This is a genomic window from Intestinimonas sp. UBA1698, from assembly GCF_002320075.1.
Taxonomy (GTDB): Bacteria; Bacillota; Clostridia; order Oscillospirales; family Oscillospiraceae; genus Intestinimonas; species Intestinimonas massiliensis.
The window spans coordinates 43,750-60,904 of sequence record NZ_DCJO01000044.1; the positions used below are offsets into that span (position 1 = coordinate 43,750).

The following is a 17,155-nucleotide window of genomic DNA, read 5'->3' on the forward strand; positions in this document are numbered from 1 at the left end:
ATGACACAAGTAGCGCAAGTAAAAGAAATTTATTCCAACGGACAGGCCAGGGTGGCGGTGGTTCGGAAAGGGGCTTGCAGCCACGACTGCTCCAAGTGCGGCGGCTGCACCCCCACGGCGGCTCTTCCCACCGTGATGGCCGATGCGGATAACCGGGTGGGCGCCCATGTGGGGGACACCGTACTGGTAGAAAGCGACAGCGCCCCGGTCATTGGCCTGGCGGCGATCATGTACCTGCTGCCCATGGTCCTGCTGGTGCTCGGTTATGTAATGGGGCAGCTCCTGCACCTGTCCGAACTGGGCTCCATCGGCACGGCCGCCCTGGCCTTTGCTCTGAGCGTCGGCATCCTCATTCTGGTGGACCGGCGCCTCAAGCGCAGCCGGTCTATGACCTTCCGCATCATTCAGATCAAAGGGGCCTGATGTTCGGATATGTACGCCCGCGGAAGGATGAGTTGAAGGTCCGCGACTGGGAGGCCTATCAGGCGGTCTACTGCGGCCTGTGCCACACCCTGGGGCGGCGGTACGGGCTCCTTCCCCGGATGTTCCTCAATTATGATTTTGTATTCCTGGTGATGGTGCTGGACGGCGGGAAAGCACCACCGGTCATCCACAGACGACGGTGTATGGCCTGTCCGCTCCGGGGCAAGCCGTCCTGCCAGGGCGGACAGGCGCTGGAACGCGCGGCGGACGAGAGCGTTATCCTGACCTATTGGAAGCTGCGGGACAGCGTGGCGGACCGCTCTTTTTGGAAGGGAATTTTCGCACGGCTCCTGTCGCTGCTGCTCCGCCCGTCCTATCGGAAGGCCGCCGCCCGGGTCCCGGACTTTGACCGACAGGTGGTGGCCTGCTTGGAGGAGCTTCAGGCGCTGGAGCGGGCGGGCTCACCGTCCCTGGACCGGACGGCGGACACCTTTGCACGCATCCTGCAGGGCGCGGCCCCGGCGGCTGGGCCGCCGGACCGGGACCGGGCGGTGGCGCAGATGCTCTACCATGTGGGCCGCTGGATCTACCTGACGGACGCCTGGGACGATCTGCAGGAGGATCGGGAGAGCGGAGCCTACAATCCAGCGGCGGCCCGCTGGCCCGATGGGCCGGAGAACCACGGAGACGAGCTGCGGACCACGCTGCGGCACTCGCTGAATTTGGCTGCCTCGGCATACAGCCTGGCGGACTTTGGATGTTGGAGCGATATATTGGCAAATATCCTGTATCTGGGCCTCCCCATGGTGGAGGAGGCGGTCTTTACCGGACGTTGGAGACGTCTGAAGAATCGATTAGGTGGGAGACACGAGACATGAACGATCCATACAGCGTGTTGGGCGTCAGCTCGAATGCCAGTGACGAAGAGATTAAGCGCGCTTACCGGGAGCTGGCCCGGAAGTACCATCCCGATAACTACCAGAACAATCCCCTGGCTGATCTGGCGGAAGAGAAGATGAAGGAGATCAATGAGGCGTACGACGCCATCACCAAGATGCGCAGCGGCGGCTCGGCCGGAGCATATCAAACTCAGGGCTCCTATCAGGGCGGATACCAGCAGCAGAGCGCCTCCTATTCCGGCGGCAGCGTGTACGCCAGAGTCCGCCAGGCCATCAATCTGGGCAATCTGGGGCAGGCGGAACAGCTCTTGAACACAGTGACCCGCCAAGACGGCGAGTGGCATTTCCTGATGGGGAGCATCGCCTATCGGAAGGGCTGGCTGGACGAGGCCATGCAGCAATTTCAAATCGCCTGCAACATGGAACCGGGCAACCCGGAGTACCGCCAGGCATACAACATGATGCAGCAGGGGGGACAGGCCTACCGGCCCGCCGGCTACGGCATGGGAATGGATAGCTGCGACTGCTGCACCACCATGCTGTGTATGAACTGCCTGTGCGGCGGCTGTGGGCACTGACATGAGGGGGAGCCGTGGCGTATACCGGGTGGCGCTGACCGCCGTTCTGGCCGCTGTGTCCCTGATTCTGCTCTATCTGTCTACGCTCCTGCCCACGGGACGGATGGGTATTGTGGCTCTGGCAGGACTGACCCCGGCGGCGGCTGTGGTGTCCAGCGGGGTGGGCGCCGGTGTGCTGTGTTATGCGGGCACGGGTATTTTGGCCCTGATCCTGCTACCGGACAAGGGCGGCGCTTTGCTGTACCTGCTCTTTTTCGGACTCTATCCCATCGTCAAGTATGCCGTTGAGCGCCTGCGTAGACTGCCGCTGGAGCTATTTTTGAAGCTGGTCTTTTTCAACGGAGTGCTTACCGTTTTTTGGTTTGGCCTGCGGGCCGTCCTGCTCTCAGCGCTGCCGGCGGCGGGGCAGGCCCTCTGGCTGGTTTACGCAGGCGGAAATGTGGTGTTTCTGCTCTATGATTTTGGGTTTTCACAGGTCATCTCCTTCTACGGCCGGCGGATCGACCGGGTCCTGCGGAAGGGACGCTTATAACATACGATGGAAGAAAGAGAAAGGGGGGACCGCATATGGTCAAAAGTATGACCGGTTATGGCAGAGGAGAGGCGGTCCTGCATGAGCGCACCATCACGGTGGAGGTTCGCTCGGTCAATAACCGCTATCTGGACTGCTCCATTAAAATGCCCCGGCTGTATGTCTTTGCCGAGGACGCCATCAAGACCCGGGTCCAGACCAGCATCTCCCGTGGCAAGGTAGACGTATTCGTCAGCATCGACAGCTCCAAGGCGGACAGCGTTTCCGTCTCGGTGAATCGTCCGGTGGCAGACGGCTACTATGCGGCACTGACGGAGCTGCGCGACGCCTACGGCCTGCGGGACGATCTCTCGGTATCCCTGCTGTCCCGGTTCCAGGACGTGCTCCTGGTGGAAAAGGCGCAGGAGGACGTGGAGACCGTGGCGGCGGATATCTGTCAGGTGCTGGATCTGGCCCTGGCCGACTTCAGCGCCATGCGGGAGCGTGAGGGGCAGAAGCTGCGGGAGGATATCCTCTCCCGGGCAGAGACCATTGGCCGCCTCACCTCCTTCGTGGAGGAGCAGTCGCCCAAAACGGTTTCGGAATACCGGGCCCGCTTGGAGGCTAAAATGAGGGATGTGCTCCAAAATACTCAGATTGACGAAAGCCGCATCCTCACGGAGGCCGCCATTTTTGCCGATAAGGTGGCCGTGGATGAAGAGACGGTGCGTCTGCGCAGCCATCTGTCCCAGCTTCGGGAGATGCTGGAGCTGGACGTACCGGTGGGCCGAAAGCTGGACTTCCTCATTCAGGAATTCAACCGCGAGGCCAACACCATCGGCTCAAAATGCAATGATATTGAGACCTCCAAAAAGGTGATCGACATCAAAGCGGAGATTGAAAAGATCCGTGAGCAGATTCAGAACCTGGAGTAAAGAGGGGCGGAGCACATGAAGCTGATCAATATTGGATTTGGCAACATGGTATCGGCCGGGCGGCTGATTGCCATTGTCAGTCCGGAGTCTGCGCCCATTAAGCGCATGATCCAGGAGGCACGGGACCGCGGCGTCCTGATCGACGCCACCTATGGGCGGCGGACCCGCGCCGTTCTGGTCATGGACAGTGACCACATCGTCCTCTCGGCCATCCAGCCGGAGACCGTGGCCGGGCGCTTGGGCGCCCGTGAGGCCGCAGAGGCCGCGGAAGAGGAGGGGGAGGACTGATGCCATTTCGGAAAAAGGCGCGGGGACAGTTGATTGTTCTCTCCGGCCCCTCCGGCGTGGGAAAGAGCACCGTCATCTCAGAGCTGTTGGGCCAGCGGCAGGACATCCACTTCTCCGTCTCCTTCACCACCCGGCAGCCCCGGGTGGGAGAGGCCAACGGCGTTAACTACAATTTTGTGGATCGGCCGGAGTTTGAGCGGATGATCGCCGACGGCGAGCTGCTGGAGCACGCGGAGTATGTAGGCAATTACTACGGCACTTCTCTGAAGGTCATCGAGGAGAAGCTGGCCGCCGGGATCGACGTATTGCTGGACATTGAGGTGCAGGGCGCCGCCAAGGTTCGCGCCAAGTGTCCGGAGGCAGTTCTCATTTTCATCATTCCGCCCTCCTTTGAGGAGCTCTCCCGCCGTCTCCACGGCCGCCACACCGATGGTGAGGACGTGATTGCCGGGCGGCTCCAGAAGGCGAGGGAGGAATATAAGGAAATTCCCCACTACGATTATCTGGTGGTCAATGACAAGGTATCCGAAGCGGCTGCGGAGATCATCTCCATCCTGGTCGCAGAGGGCTGCCGAACCAGAAACCGCATTCATCTTGTAGAAGGAGTGTAATGACTTATGATGCTCTATCCCGCAATGAACGATCTGCTCAAACAGGTGCCCAGCCGGTATCAGCTGGTGAACGTGGTGGCCCACCGGGCCCGCGAAATTGCCGCCGAGGCCGAGGATGAGGGCTATCCACTGGAGGACAAGCCGGTATCCATCGCTATCCGTGAAGTGGCCGACGGCAAGGTAACCGGCGAGACGGTGCCGCAGGCGCAATGAAAGGAAAGGCAAGTGCCGGACAGACACGGCGCTTGCCTTTTGTGGAGACAGGGGGGAAGCGCGTGACAGAACCGGCACGCATTGCACGGGTGGCGCTCTCCGCCGTGACCTACGCCATCGACAAGCCCTATGATTATCGGATTCCTCCCGAACTGGAAGAAGGCGCCTGTCCGGGCGTCCGGGTCATCGTACCCTTTGGAGCCGGAAACCGGCGGACGGAGGGGATCATACTGACCACGGGTCAGGCCTCCGCCACGGAGAAGAGGCTCAAGTCCCTGGTGTCGCTGCTGGACGAGGCCCCGGTGCTGGACCGGGAGGGAATCCGGCTAGCCCTGTGGATGCGGGAGCGCTTTTTCTGCACGGTCTATGAGGCGGTCCGGGCCATGCTCCCGGCGGGGCTGTGGTTCTCTCTGCACGACAGCTATCGCATTGCGGAAGGGATCGACAGGGAGAAATCCTACCAGGCCGTGGGCCGCTCCGAGCCCGCTCGGCGGCTGTTGGATATGCTCTGGGCCTGCGGGGGTTCCGCCGAGCGCACGGATATCCGTGCGGCCTTTGAGGGCAAGGACCTCAATCCGACTCTGCGCCAGCTTGTGGAGCGAGGCATTCTGACGCTGGAGACCAGCGCCGCCCGAGGCGTGGGTGATAAGACCGAGCAGGTGGCCGCGCTGGCCATGCCCGCCGAGGAGGCACTATCGCTGGTAACGCCAAAGCGGAAATCCGCACCTCTCCGCTATGCGGTGGTGGAGCTCCTGTGCGGCATCGGCTGCGCGTCCTCCAAGGAGATCTGTTACTTTACCGGCGCATCCAGCGCGACTCTGCGCTCTCTGGCCAAAAGCGGCATTCTGACGTTGCAAAAGAGAGAGGTCTTCCGCCGCGCGGTGCCGGAAGAGTCCGAGCCCGCCGCTCCCCCGGTCCTCAATGACCAGCAGCAAGCGGCCTTTGCGGCGCTGGACACCCTGGCCCGTAGCAAGCAGGCCGCCGTGGCTCTGCTTTATGGTGTGACGGGCAGCGGCAAGACTCAGGTTTATATCCAGCTCATCCGCGCCGCGCTGAAGCGGGGACAGACCGCCCTGGTGCTGGTGCCGGAGATCGCGCTGACACCACAGCTCCTGCATATTTTTTCCTCCCACTTCGGCCCGGATGTGGCGGTGCTCCACAGCTCCCTGCGGGCGGGGGAGCGGTACGACGAGTGGAAGCGGGTTCGGTCCGGAGCGGCCCGGGTGGTGCTGGGCACCCGTTCTGCGGTGTTTGCGCCGCTGCGGAATCTGGGCCTCATTATTTTGGACGAGGAGCAGGAGGCCAGCTACAAATCGGAGAATACCCCCCGATACCACGCCCGGGACGTGGCAAAATACCGCTGTGCCAAGGGCGGGGGCCTACTGGTGCTGGGCTCGGCCACCCCTTCGGTGGAAACGATGTACCTGGCCAAAACCGGGGTCTACCATATGGTGTCTCTGACCCGGCGCTACAACGAACGGGCACTGCCCCGGGTCTATATCACCGATCTGAAGGATGAGCTGCGCCGCGGCAACGGGGGCCCCATCAGCGCCTTGCTCCACCGGGAGCTGATGGCCAACCTGGAGCGGGGGGAACAGAGCATCCTGTTCCTCAACCGGCGGGGGGCCAGCCGGATGGTGTCCTGCGGGGAGTGCGGTGCGGCGCCCACCTGCCCCCGGTGCTCGGCCTACCTCACCTACCACTCCGCCAATGGCCGCCTGATGTGCCACCACTGCGGCCATTCAGAAAAGCTGCCTCCGGCCTGCCCGGCGTGCGGCGGCGGCCTCAACTTCATCGGCATCGGCACCCAGCGGGTCCAGGAGGAGCTCCAGGAGCGGTTCCCCGGCGTGGAAGTCCTCCGCATGGACACCGATACCGTCACCGCCACCCAATCCCACGAGGCCATGCTCTCCCGGTTTGAGCGGGAAAAGATTCCCATCCTGGTGGGGACCCAGATGGTCGCCAAGGGGCTGGATTTTGAGAACGTCACCCTGGTGGGCGTGATCGCAGCAGATCTGGCCCTCTATGTGGACTCCTTCCGGGCGGGGGAGCGGACCTTCTCCCTGCTGACCCAGGTGGTAGGCCGGGCGGGTCGGGGTGAAAAGGCGGGCCGGGCGGTCATCCAGACTTATACCCCCGACAACGAGGTCATCCGGTTTGCCGCCGCCCAGGATTACGACAGCTTCTATGAGCAGGAGATCGGCTTTCGGAAGCTCATGGGGCGCCCACCCTTTCAGGACCTGTTCGTCCTCACCGCTTCCGGGGTGGACGAGGCGGCGGTGCTCCGGACCTGCATGCGTCTGCGCCTGGGGCTGGAGGACTGGCTGCGCCGGCCGGAGCTGGCGGCGCTGGGCCCCAGACTGCTGGGACCGGCCCCGGCATCGGTGGCCAAGGTGAACAACCGCTACCGCTACCGGCTCACCCTGTGCTGCAAAAATACCAGACAGGTGCGCGCGCTGCTGTCCCATCTGCTGTACGCAGCCCACAGCGACAGGGAAAACAAAGGCGTCTCCGTGTTTGCAGACGTCAATCCATACGATTAACGGAGGATAGAAACATGGCTTTGAGAAAGATTTTGACGGATAAGGACCCGGTTCTCCGCAAAAAGTCCCGGCCCGTCACCGGCTTTGACGGACGCCTTCATGACCTGCTGGACGATCTGAAGGAAACTTTGGAGCAGGCGGGCGGCGCGGGATTGGCGGCGCCCCAGGTGGGCATTCTCCGCCGCTGCGTCATCGTAGTGGATGGCAAGGGGGAGATGCTGGAGCTGGTAAACCCGGAGATCATCTCCCGCTCCGAAACGGTCCAGGACGGCCTGGAGGGCTGCCTCAGCGTCCCCGGGATGTGGGGCATGGTGGAGCGGCCCATGCAGGTCCGGGTCCGGGCGCAGGACCGCAGCGGTCAGACCTTTGAGGCGGAGGGAGAGGGCATCGTGGCCCGCTGCTTCTGCCACGAGATCGACCATCTGGACGGGCATCTGTTCACCGAGCTGGCAGACCGGCTCTATACCCAGGAGGAGCTGGATGAGATGCTGGAGGAGGAGGGCCAGTGAAGATCCTCTTTATGGGCACGCCGGAATTTGCGGTGCCCTCTCTGAATGCCCTTCTGGGAGCGGGGCATACTGTCTGTGGCGTCTTTACCCAGCCGGACAAACCCAAGAACAGGGGAATGAAGCTGCTGCCAAGTCCTGTAAAGGTATGTGCCCTTTCCCATGAAATCCCCGTGTTCCAGCCCGCAAAGATGCGGGATGGGGAGGCACTGGGGTATCTCCGGGAGCTGGACCCGGAGCTCATCGTGGTGGCGGCCTACGGTAAGATCCTGCCCTCTGAGATTTTGGACTATCCCGTCAAGGGCTGCATCAACGTCCACTCGTCCCTGCTGCCCAAATACCGGGGGGCCGCCCCCATCAACTGGGCCATTCTCAACGGCGAGGCCGTCACCGGCGTCACCATCATGCATATGGCCCCCGCGCTGGACGCAGGCGACATCATTGCCCAGGCGTCCACTCCCATCGGCGCGGACGAGACGGCCCCGACGCTCACAGCCCGACTGGCGGAGTTGGGTGCAGAGCTGCTGGTCTCCGCCGTGGAGGCAATCGGGGCGGGGACCGCCGCCCGGACGCCCCAGGACGAGGCGGACTCCACCTATGCTCCCATGCTGTCCCGCGAGCTGTCTCCCATGGACTGGAGCAAACCGGCCCGGACGCTCCACGACCAGGTCCGGGGCCTGTTGCCCTGGCCCGCTGCGGTGGCGGAGTTCGGCGGCATCCGCTGTAAAGTCTTTTCCACTGACCTTCCCCTCCAAACCACCGATGCGGCCCCCGGCACCATCCTGGAGGCGGGGAAGCGGGGGATCGACATTGCCTGCGGCGGTGGCACGGTGCTCCACATCGACGAGCTCCAGGCTGATGGCGGAAAACGGATGAAGGCGGCGGATTATCTGCGGGGCCACCCGCTGAACTGACAAGGAGGCGTTTGCCTTGCCCTACTTTTTCTATGGCTACGATCCCTACTACTGGATGATCCTGGTCCCCGCCATGCTGATCGCCCTGTTCGCCCAGCTCAAGGTTTCCTCTACCTTTAACCGCTATGACCGGGTGCGCAGCGCAAGGGGCTATACCGGCGCCCAGGCGGCCGAGGCGGTGCTGCGGCAACACGGCGTCACCGATGTGCGCATTGAGCGGGTCAGAGGAAGGCTGACCGATCACTACGACCCGCGGAGCAATGTGATCCGCTTGTCCGACGCGGTCTACGCCTCCAACAGCGTGGCCGCCATGGGCGTAGCCGCCCATGAGGCGGGCCACGCGGTGCAGTACGCCGTGGGCTACGGACCCATCCGGCTTCGAAACGCCATCATACCCGTATGCAATTTCGGCTCTCAGCTCTCCATCCTCCTCATCCTCATCGGCCTGTTTTTATACTCCCAGCCCCTGTTTGGCCTGGGGGTCATCCTCTTTGGCGTGGCGGTGCTGGGCCAGGTGGTGACCCTCCCTGTGGAGTTCAACGCCTCTAGGCGGGCAGTGGAGAGTCTGGAGGGCGGCTACCTGCTGGACGATGAGGAGCTGCGAGGCGCCAGAAAGGTACTCAGCGCGGCCGCCATGACCTATGTGGCGGCGCTGTTGGTGTCCCTGGCTCAGCTCCTGCGGTTTGTACTGGCATTCAACGGAAGGCGGCGAGACTGATATGGCAGGTGTGCCGAGCGCCCGTGAAGTGGCCCTGGTGACCCTGTCCGCCTGCGAAAAGCAGGGGGCCTGGTCCGACCTGGCCCTGAAAAAGAACATCCGAGAGGCGGGACTGGACAGCCGGGATGCGGCGCTGGCCACCCGGCTCTGTTTCGGCGTGCTTCAGAACAAGCTGCTCTGTGACTTCTATATCGGGAAATTCTCCACGGTAAAGGTGGAACGGCTGGAAAACCGGGTGCTCAACGCGCTGCGCCTGGGCATCTATCAGATGGCCTTTCTGACCAAGATTCCTGCCAGCGCCGCAGTGAACGAGTCGGTGGAGCTGGCCCGGAAATACAGCAAGAATCCCCGCAGCCCAGGTCTGGTCAACGGTATCCTGCGGACGGCGGCCCGTAATCTGGAACGGCTGCCCCTCATCGACCGGGAGGACCAGGCCCAATATCTGTCCATCCGGTACAGCCATCCTCTCTGGCTGGTACGCACATTTCAGTCCATGCTGGGGTCGGAGGAAACCGAGCGTCTTCTGGCGGCGGACAATGGGGAGCCGGCCACGGTGGCTCAGATCAATACGGTTCGGACGACGTCCGAGCAGGTGCTGGAGACCCTGGAAGCCGCAGGGCTGCGGGCCGAGCCCCATCCATGGCTGCCCAACTGCATCACCCTCACCGGAGGCGGGGATCTGGAGCGGTTGGCCGCCTTTCAGGAGGGGCGGTTTTATATCCAGGACGCCGGCGCGCGGCTGGCGGTGCTGGCGGCCGGCCCGGAGCCCGGTACGCGGGTCCTGGACGCCTGTGCGGCGCCGGGCGGCAAGTCCTTTGCTGCCGCCATCGCGATGGAAGACAGGGGCGAGGTCTTCTCCTGCGACATCCACCCGCATAAGAAAAAATTGATTGAGGCGGGGGCGAAACGCCTGGGCCTCACCTGTGTGCAGGCCGGCGTGCTGGATGCCAGGAGCCGGAAGCCGGGCTATGAGAACGCCTTTGATCTGGTGATGGCCGACGTGCCCTGCTCCGGGTTGGGCATCATCCGTAAGAAGCCGGACATCCGCTATAAGGACCCCGCTCCGCTGGAGGGACTGCCGGCTGTACAGCGGGCGATTCTGGACAATGTATCCGCCTATGTCCGGCCGGGCGGCGTCCTCCTGTATTGCACCTGTACGCTGCTGCCCCGGGAAAACGGGGAGGTGGTGGACGCCTTCCTGGACGCCCACCCCGATTTTCAGCCGGAAGCCTTTTCTCTTCCCGCCCCCATTGGGCCGGTAGAGGGAGGGCGGTTGACCCTGTGGCCGCATATCCATGGCACAGACGGCTTTTACATCGCCAAATTACGGAGGCGCCTATGATTGATTTGAAATCCATGACCCTGGAGGAGATGGGCGCCTATCTCAAGACAGGGGGAGAGCCCGCCTTCCGGGCCAAGCAGATCTTCACCTGGCTCCACAGGGGCGCGGGCAGCTTCGATGAGATGACCAACCTCTCCAAGGCCCTGCGGGAGAAGCTGGCGGCCGAATGCCTTATCACCCGGCCTCAAGTCGCCCGGAAGCAGGTCTCCGCCCTGGACGGTACCATCAAATATTTATGGCGTCTGGAGGACGGAAACTGCATTGAAACGGTTTTGATGCGTTATCATCATGGGAATACTGTATGCATATCCTCTCAGGTAGGCTGCCGGATGGGCTGTGCCTTCTGCGCCTCTACGCTTGGCGGCAAGGTAAGAGACTTGACACCGGCTGAAATGCTGGACCAGGTGCTCTTTACCGGACTGGATTCCGGCGTACCCATTTCCAACATCGTGCTGATGGGCATTGGGGAGCCGCTGGACAATCTTGACACGGTACTGCGGTTTCTGGAACTGGTCAACCACCCGGAGGGGCTCAACATCGGCATGCGTCACATCTCGCTGTCTACCTGCGGTCTGGCCGATCAAATTGACAAACTGGCCGATTATAAGCTACAATTGACTTTATCGGTGTCCCTCCACGCACCGGACGATGAGACCCGGTCTCGCATCATGCCGGTAAACCGGGCGGTGGGGGTGGAGCGGCTCTTTGCCGCCTGCCGCCGCTATTTTGAGACGACGGGCCGGCGCATCTCTTATGAGTACGCCATGATCGACGGTGTGAACGACAGCGATTGGCAGGCCGACCTGCTGGCCAGGCATCTGAAGGGCACGCCGGGGCATGTGAATCTGATCCCTCTCAACGAGGTGAAGGAGAGCCCGCTGAAGCCCAGCCGCCGGGTAGCGGCATTTCAGAAACGGCTGGAATGGCACGGCATCACCGTCACCGTCCGGCGGAAGCTGGGCGGCGACATCGACGCCTCCTGCGGACAACTGCGTCGCAAGGCCATGCAGGAGGGCTGACTTCCGACATACGTCCATTCATTGAAAGGCCGGCCGGACCGGCGAAAGGAATGGTTAACCATGAACATATGGGGCGTCACCGATAAGGGTGTGGTCCGACAGCAAAATCAGGATGATTTCCACATAGAGCTTACCCAGCCCGACGTGGCTCTGGGCATCGTGTGCGACGGTATGGGGGGCGCCAGAGCAGGCAATGTAGCCAGCCGCCTGGCGGTGGACACCTTTCTGGACACGGCGCGGGAGCGCAGCGTGGATCAGTGGCGGGCCGACCCCGAGGCTCTGCTCAACTTTGGGGCGGAACAGGCCAACCAGGCAGTCCACTTCCGCGCGGGTATCGACGCGGAGTGCCGGGGAATGGGGACCACCATGGTGGCCGTGCTGGTCATCGGGGAAATGGCCTATCTCCTTAACATCGGAGACAGCCGGGCCTATCTGGTCAACGCGGGGGGTATCCAACGGCTGACCCGGGACCATTCGGTGGTAGAGGACCTGGTGGCCAAGGGCCGGATCACGCCTGAGGAGGCCAGACAGCATCCGCAGAAGAATCTCATTACCCGGGCGCTGGGCTCCGAGTCCCAGCTCCGGGCCGACCTTTACCGGCAGCCCCTCAAAGAGGGGGATTGGCTGCTGCTGTGCTCCGACGGACTGAGTAATGTAGTGACGGAACAGGAAATCCTCTATGAGGTGCTCCACGGCGGCGCGGCCGGGGACTGCTGCCAGCGTCTGCTGGAGATCGCACTCTCCCGGGGGGCGCCGGACAACGTGACTGCGGTCCTGCTTCAAATGTGACCAAGGGGGATACCTGTATCATGGATCAGTACATAGGGAAAATGCTGGACAACCGGTACGAAATATTGGAGGTCATCGGCACCGGCGGCATGGCAGTGGTCTATAAGGCCCGCTGCCACCGCCTCAACCGCCTGGTGGCCATCAAAATTCTCCGGGACGATCTGGCCCAGGACGCCGAATTCCGGCGCCGGTTTCACGACGAATCACAGGCCGTGGCGATGCTCTCCCACCCCAATATCATGGCGGTATATGACGTGAGCAAATCCTCCGATCTGGAATATATCGTCATGGAGCTGCTGGACGGCATCACACTCAAGCAGTATATGCAGAAAAAGGGGGAGCCTCTGAGCTGGAAGGAGGCCCTGCACTTCATCACCCAGATCATGAAGGCGCTGTCCCATGCCCACGGCAGAGGCATCATCCATCGGGACATCAAGCCCCAGAACATTATGGTGCTCCGGGACGGCAGCATCAAGGTGGCGGACTTCGGCATTGCCCGGCTGGCCTCCGCCGCGCAGTCTACCCTGACTCAGGAGGCGCTGGGCTCGGTCCACTATATCTCGCCGGAACAGGCCAGAGGCAGCCGCATCGACGCCCGCAGCGATATCTACTCCGCCGGCGTGGTGCTCTATGAGATGCTGACCGGCCGCCTGCCCTACGAGGGGGACTCGCCGGTCTCCGTGGCCATCCAGCACATCAACTCCATCCCTCTGGCCCCCCGGGAGCTGAATCCCGACATTCCCGAGGCCCTGGAGGCCATCACCATGAAGGCCATGGCCTCCAATGTGGAGCAGCGCTATCTCTCCGCCGACGCCATGCTGGCCGATTTGGAGGAGTTCCGCAAAAACCCCAACATCAATTTTGAATATACCCCCGCCGACCTGTTCACAGGGGACGCCGGAGATGAACCCACCCAGGTCATCGAGACCACAGGCCGGCAGCGTATCTACCACACCCCGCCGCCGGTCCATAGCCGCCCGGCCGGCCCTCGGGAGGACGAGCCAGAGGAGGACGATGACGACTACCGGGGCAGCAGGCGGGGGCGCAGCCGTGATCACGGCTCTTCACTGGCCGCCCCCATGGCGGTGGCCGCGATTCTGATCTTCATCGTCGGCATCGGCGTATTCCTCTGGATGACCTTTTTCAGCGACATCTTTAATCCGGCCGTTCAGGAGCACAAAGTGCCCGACCTGCGGGGCAAGACGCTGGAGGAGATCGCAAAGCTGCCCGAAGTGGAGTCCGGAGTCTTTTCCATTGTGGAAGGGGATACCATCCTCAGCGACGAGTATCCGGCGGGCCAGGTGGTCAAGCAGTCTCCGGAGGCGGAAAAAACGGTAAAAGGCAACAGCTTTACCATTACCGTAAATATCAGTGCCGGCGAGGATTCCATCCTTATGCCGGGCGTGGTGAACAAGGAGCTCCGGGAAGCGCTGGCCATACTCAAAAATGAGGGCATAGGCTGGGCGGACCCGGAATATGCGTCCAGCACTGTGACCCGCAACTACGTGATCTCCACGGACCCGGTGGAGGGTATCGAGCTGGCACCCGGCCAGAAGGTCCACCTGGTGGTGAGCCTGGGCCCCAAGCCTGAGACGGTTACCATGATCCCTCTGATCGGCCAGTATGTGGAGGATGCCGAGACCATGCTGAATGAATTGGGGCTTAAATTGGGGCAGGCTCTGCCGGTCACAAGCGAAGAAGAGGCGGGCAGAATCGTCTGGCAGAGCATTGAATCCTATCAGGATGTGGAGGTGGGCACCACCGTCAACGTCCAGTACAGCAAGGGCACGGTCACCGAACCCACCCAGCCCCCCGCATCCTCCACGCCGCCGGAGGAGTCGCCGACTGCACCGGGAGGGGAGAGCTCGCCCCCCAGCGGCGAGCCGGACGTACCGGCCAATGGGTCTGGCGGCACGGAGCCCACCGTCAGCAGTCAGAGCATACCCATCACACTGCCGGAGGGCGATCCGGACGACACGCTTACCGTGCGGATTGATGTGGGCGGAACCAAGATGTACGAAAACAGTGTCCCCCGCCACATGAGCCCGATCAGCCCCTCAGTGCCGGGCAGCGGCACACAGCGGGTGGACATCTATATCAACGGCTCTCTCTATGAGAGCAGGACGGTGACCTTCTCCTGATGGGTACGGACAGCGGAATGATTCTGCGGGCGCTCAGCGGCTTTTACTACGTCTACACCGGGACGGAGACGGTCACCTGCCGGGCCAGGGGCAAATTTCGCCACCAGCGGGTCACGCCCCTGGTGGGGGACCGGGTGCGGTTCACCGATTTGGGTGACGGTACCGGCGCGCTGGACGAGATTCTGCCCAGGGTCAATCAGTTCCAGCGGCCGGCGGTGGCCAACATCGACCAGCTCGTCATCATTGCTTCCGGGGCCATCCCGGTTACCGATCCCTTCCTCATCGACCGGATGACCGCCATCGCTGACGGGAAAGAGGGCTGCGGCTGCGTCATCTGCATCAACAAGTGTGATCTGGACGCAGGGGATTGTCTTTATGACACCTATACCGCCGCCGGATTCCCCACCCTGCGGGTAAGTGCGGAGACGGGCGAGGGGATGGACCGGCTGGCGGAACTCATCGCCGGAAAGGTATCTGCCTTCACCGGGAACTCGGGAGTGGGCAAGTCCAGTATTCTGAACTGCCTGGAGCCCGGCTTCCGGCTTCAGGTGGGAGCGGTCAGCGATAAGCTGGGCCGTGGGCGGCATACCACCCGCCATGTGGAGCTCTACCAGCTCTCCAGCGGAGCCATCGTGGCCGATACCCCCGGCTTCTCCTCCTTTGACACCGAGCGCATGGAGCTTGTGCGGAAAGAGGACCTGGAGCACGCGTTCCGGGAGTTTCAGCCTTACCTGGGCCAGTGCCGGTTCACCGGCTGCGCCCATGTAAAGGAGAAGGGCTGCGCCGTACGTGCCGCCCTGGCGGAAGGACGAATCCCGGCCAGCCGCCATGAGAGCTATGTCCGGCTGTACGAGCAGGCCAAAGAGCACAAAGCGTGGGAATTGCCCCAGACATAGGTTTTTCGCCGGCGGACCGGCACACACAGCGCCTTCTTTCTGCGTATACTGGTAGCAGCAGACCTGCCAGTTTCCGTGGAAAGGAGGCGTTTTTGTTGAAGATCGTCGTCGTCCGCTCTCCCAAATGCCTGTGCGGCATCCTCAGGGCCCTCTTTGGACTGAAATAACACATCGGAAAAGAATCATAAGCCTGGCCCCTTCTACATATGCTTCTCCTAGAATCAAGTGCAGGCGTGGGACGGGATGCGCCCGGCCCGTCCCGCGACCCGCAGGAGTACAAGGAGAGGAATGCTATGGAGCTGGAATTGAACACAACCCATCTCAACTGTTATGATACCGTGCTGGACACCACCCTCTTCCACGAGGAAACCTTGGAGACCATCGTCCCCGACGCCTGTCCAGACATCCTCCGCATCGTGGACTGTGAGGCCATGGTGTGCCTCAAGGGAAAAGAGGCCCAGGAGGGACGGGCAGAGATTTCCGGCTCTGTCCGTGCCGCTGTGCTCTATCTGCCCGACGGGGCGGAGGGCGTCCGCCGCATGACCGTCACAATCCCCTTTACCTGCTCTGCGGAGGCCCTGGGCATCCATGCCGGCTGTCTGGTGACGGCAATGCCGCGGGTCCACTCGGCAGATGCCCGGAGTCTTAACCCCCGCAAGGTCCTGACCCGGGTGGATCTGGCGGTGGAAGTGTCGGTCTTTGCCCGGCAGACGGAGAGCCTCTGCGACGGCGTGACCTGCCCGGCCGAGGGCGGCATCCAGCAGCTCACAGAGACCCAGAACGCCTATCTGGTCACTGCGGTGGAGGAGAAGCCCTTCTCCTTCTCCGACGATGTATCCATCTCAGGCACCAAACCCCGGGTGGAAGAGCTGCTCAAGAGCCGGGCCGATATCGAATGCAGCGAATCCAAGCTCATCGGCAATAAACTGATCTTTAAAGGGGAGGTCCACCTTCAGTTGCTCTACCGGGACCCCTCCAATACCCTGTGCCCGGCCAGCTTTGATCTGCCGTTCTCCCAGATCATGGAGGTCTCCGGCGTGGAGGAGGAGGCGGACTGTGCCCTCCAGGTCCAATTGACCGGCTGTGAATGTATCCTGAACGATGGGAACGACGGCGACAGCATGATTTCGGTAGCGCTGGCCCTGCTGGCGCAGGCCGTGGTCTGCGAGGTGCGGCCGGTCCAGCTCTTATCCGACGTATACAGCACCGTCTGCGGGCTCCATGCCGAGCGCCGGACTTATACCTTCCACCAGTTGGTGGAAAACGGCGAGCGGCGGGTCATGGTGCGCGAGATTCTGGAAACCATGACTGCAGCCAGAAGCGTGGCCGACATCTACGTCAATGTGGGCGGGGCCGGCCAGACACGGGAGGGCGAGCGAGTCACCCTCACCGCAGATACCACCGTGACGGTGGTATACATAGGAGAAGACGGCGGGCTGAGTACCATCACCCGCCCTCTGCAGGCGGCCTGTCCGGTCGATCTGCCCGGGGATTGCGCGGTGACCTGCCGCTGCCGTCTGGGCGGAGAGCGCTTTGCCACCCCGGCCGGCGGCGGCGTGGAGGTACGCTATTCCATTGACTTCCAATACCTGGCGCTGACTGCCCGCAACACCACTGGGGTCTCAGATATCCAGATGGATGAGGATTCCCCCAGAGATACCGCCAATCAGCCCTCCATTGTACTGCGTATGGTAGGGGAGGGGGAGCGGCTCTGGGATATCGCCAAGGCCTATGGCACTACCACCGGCGATATTGTCCAGGCCAATGCTCTGGAAGAGGAGAGCCTTCCCATGGGTCAGCTGCTGCTCATCCCCAAGAAGCGGTAAAAA

At 62.4% G+C, this 17,155-nt stretch carries 18 protein-coding genes; all 18 read left to right on the forward strand.

The window, feature by feature from the left end:
* The 18 genes from B3H64_RS11805 (at position 1) to B3H64_RS11890 (ending at position 17,152) form a co-directional block, all read left to right on the forward strand.
* Positions 1-423: a SoxR reducing system RseC family protein gene (locus B3H64_RS11805; protein WP_050618346.1), complete on the forward strand. Its 423-nt coding sequence runs from the start codon at positions 1-3 to the stop codon at positions 421-423.
* Positions 423-1,301 carry a DUF5685 family protein gene (locus B3H64_RS11810; RefSeq protein WP_050618347.1) on the forward strand — a complete coding sequence of 293 codons (879 nt, stop codon included), beginning with the start codon at positions 423-425 and terminating at the stop codon, positions 1,299-1,301. The genes B3H64_RS11805 and B3H64_RS11810 overlap by 1 nt, the downstream gene beginning before the upstream one ends.
* Positions 1,298-1,900, forward strand: a complete 603-nt coding sequence (locus B3H64_RS11815) for a J domain-containing protein (RefSeq protein ID WP_050618348.1) — start codon at positions 1,298-1,300, stop codon at positions 1,898-1,900. The genes B3H64_RS11810 and B3H64_RS11815 overlap by 4 nt, the downstream gene beginning before the upstream one ends.
* 1 nt (position 1,901) lies before the next feature.
* Entirely contained in the window at positions 1,902-2,432 is a 531-nt protein-coding gene (locus B3H64_RS11820; protein ID WP_286735295.1) for a hypothetical protein, read from the forward strand.
* Between the two features lie 35 nt (positions 2,433-2,467).
* The gene (locus B3H64_RS11825; RefSeq protein ID WP_050618350.1) at positions 2,468-3,346 is read left to right on the forward strand and encodes a YicC/YloC family endoribonuclease; all 879 of its coding nucleotides are present in this window, start codon (positions 2,468-2,470) and stop codon (positions 3,344-3,346) included.
* A gap of 15 nt (positions 3,347-3,361) precedes the next feature.
* On the forward strand, positions 3,362-3,634 hold the full coding sequence (gene remA, locus B3H64_RS11830; protein WP_050618351.1) for an extracellular matrix/biofilm regulator RemA: 273 nt from the start codon (positions 3,362-3,364) through the stop codon (positions 3,632-3,634).
* The gene (gene gmk, locus B3H64_RS11835; protein WP_050618352.1) at positions 3,634-4,245 is read left to right on the forward strand and encodes a guanylate kinase; all 612 of its coding nucleotides are present in this window, start codon (positions 3,634-3,636) and stop codon (positions 4,243-4,245) included. Before remA ends, gmk begins: the two co-directional genes overlap by 1 nt.
* Before the next feature lie 6 nt (positions 4,246-4,251).
* On the forward strand, positions 4,252-4,458 hold the full coding sequence (gene rpoZ / locus B3H64_RS11840) for a DNA-directed RNA polymerase subunit omega (protein ID WP_050618353.1): 207 nt from the start codon (positions 4,252-4,254) through the stop codon (positions 4,456-4,458).
* Positions 4,459-4,520: 62 nt separating this feature from the next.
* Positions 4,521-7,001, forward strand: coding sequence for a replication restart helicase PriA (gene priA, locus B3H64_RS11845; protein ID WP_242853719.1), 2,481 nt, complete (start codon positions 4,521-4,523; stop codon positions 6,999-7,001).
* A gap of 14 nt (positions 7,002-7,015) precedes the next feature.
* Positions 7,016-7,510, forward strand: a complete 495-nt coding sequence (gene def / locus B3H64_RS11850; RefSeq protein ID WP_050618354.1) for a peptide deformylase — start codon at positions 7,016-7,018, stop codon at positions 7,508-7,510.
* Positions 7,507-8,421 carry a methionyl-tRNA formyltransferase gene (gene fmt, locus B3H64_RS11855; RefSeq protein ID WP_050618355.1) on the forward strand — a complete coding sequence of 305 codons (915 nt, stop codon included), beginning with the start codon at positions 7,507-7,509 and terminating at the stop codon, positions 8,419-8,421. Before def ends, fmt begins: the two co-directional genes overlap by 4 nt.
* 16 nt (positions 8,422-8,437) lie before the next feature.
* Positions 8,438-9,139, forward strand: coding sequence for a zinc metallopeptidase (locus tag B3H64_RS11860; protein ID WP_094762421.1), 702 nt, complete (start codon positions 8,438-8,440; stop codon positions 9,137-9,139).
* Position 9,140: 1 nt separating this feature from the next.
* Entirely contained in the window at positions 9,141-10,481 is a 1,341-nt protein-coding gene (gene rsmB, locus B3H64_RS11865; protein ID WP_050618356.1) for a 16S rRNA (cytosine(967)-C(5))-methyltransferase RsmB, read from the forward strand.
* Positions 10,478-11,500 carry a 23S rRNA (adenine(2503)-C(2))-methyltransferase RlmN gene (rlmN, locus tag B3H64_RS11870; RefSeq protein ID WP_050618357.1) on the forward strand — a complete coding sequence of 341 codons (1,023 nt, stop codon included), beginning with the start codon at positions 10,478-10,480 and terminating at the stop codon, positions 11,498-11,500. Before rsmB ends, rlmN begins: the two co-directional genes overlap by 4 nt.
* Positions 11,501-11,560: 60 nt before the next feature.
* Positions 11,561-12,289 carry a Stp1/IreP family PP2C-type Ser/Thr phosphatase gene (locus tag B3H64_RS11875; RefSeq protein WP_050618358.1) on the forward strand — a complete coding sequence of 243 codons (729 nt, stop codon included), beginning with the start codon at positions 11,561-11,563 and terminating at the stop codon, positions 12,287-12,289.
* A 20-nt stretch (positions 12,290-12,309) separates the two neighbouring features.
* The gene (pknB, locus tag B3H64_RS11880; RefSeq protein WP_286735300.1) at positions 12,310-14,430 is read left to right on the forward strand and encodes a Stk1 family PASTA domain-containing Ser/Thr kinase; all 2,121 of its coding nucleotides are present in this window, start codon (positions 12,310-12,312) and stop codon (positions 14,428-14,430) included.
* Positions 14,430-15,326: a ribosome small subunit-dependent GTPase A gene (gene rsgA, locus B3H64_RS11885; RefSeq protein ID WP_286735302.1), complete on the forward strand. Its 897-nt coding sequence runs from the start codon at positions 14,430-14,432 to the stop codon at positions 15,324-15,326. Before pknB ends, rsgA begins: the two co-directional genes overlap by 1 nt.
* Before the next feature lie 293 nt (positions 15,327-15,619).
* Positions 15,620-17,152, forward strand: coding sequence for a DUF3794 and LysM peptidoglycan-binding domain-containing protein (locus tag B3H64_RS11890; protein ID WP_286735303.1), 1,533 nt, complete (start codon positions 15,620-15,622; stop codon positions 17,150-17,152).
* Positions 17,153-17,155 lie beyond the last annotated feature (3 nt).

Bases quoted from the DNA above. Each gene is read 5' to 3' on its own strand.
- rsmB (WP_050618356.1), top strand. From the start codon at position 9,141: ATGGCAGGTGTGCCGAGCGCCCGTGAAGTGGCCCTGGTGACCCTGTCC.
- B3H64_RS11825 (WP_050618350.1), top strand. From the start codon at position 2,468: ATGGTCAAAAGTATGACCGGTTATGGCAGAGGAGAGGCGGTCCTGCAT.
- B3H64_RS11810 (WP_050618347.1), top strand. From the start codon at position 423: ATGTTCGGATATGTACGCCCGCGGAAGGATGAGTTGAAGGTCCGCGAC.
- rlmN (WP_050618357.1), top strand. From the start codon at position 10,478: ATGATTGATTTGAAATCCATGACCCTGGAGGAGATGGGCGCCTATCTC.
- rpoZ (WP_050618353.1), top strand. From the start codon at position 4,252: ATGATGCTCTATCCCGCAATGAACGATCTGCTCAAACAGGTGCCCAGC.
- def (WP_050618354.1), top strand. From the start codon at position 7,016: ATGGCTTTGAGAAAGATTTTGACGGATAAGGACCCGGTTCTCCGCAAA.
- B3H64_RS11820 (WP_286735295.1), top strand. From the start codon at position 1,902: ATGAGGGGGAGCCGTGGCGTATACCGGGTGGCGCTGACCGCCGTTCTG.
- B3H64_RS11805 (WP_050618346.1), top strand. From the start codon at position 1: ATGACACAAGTAGCGCAAGTAAAAGAAATTTATTCCAACGGACAGGCC.
- gmk (WP_050618352.1), top strand. From the start codon at position 3,634: ATGCCATTTCGGAAAAAGGCGCGGGGACAGTTGATTGTTCTCTCCGGC.
- rsgA (WP_286735302.1), top strand. From the start codon at position 14,430: ATGGGTACGGACAGCGGAATGATTCTGCGGGCGCTCAGCGGCTTTTAC.
- remA (WP_050618351.1), top strand. From the start codon at position 3,362: ATGAAGCTGATCAATATTGGATTTGGCAACATGGTATCGGCCGGGCGG.
- B3H64_RS11815 (WP_050618348.1), top strand. From the start codon at position 1,298: ATGAACGATCCATACAGCGTGTTGGGCGTCAGCTCGAATGCCAGTGAC.
- B3H64_RS11890 (WP_286735303.1), top strand. From the start codon at position 15,620: ATGGAGCTGGAATTGAACACAACCCATCTCAACTGTTATGATACCGTG.
- B3H64_RS11875 (WP_050618358.1), top strand. From the start codon at position 11,561: ATGAACATATGGGGCGTCACCGATAAGGGTGTGGTCCGACAGCAAAAT.
- pknB (WP_286735300.1), top strand. From the start codon at position 12,310: ATGGATCAGTACATAGGGAAAATGCTGGACAACCGGTACGAAATATTG.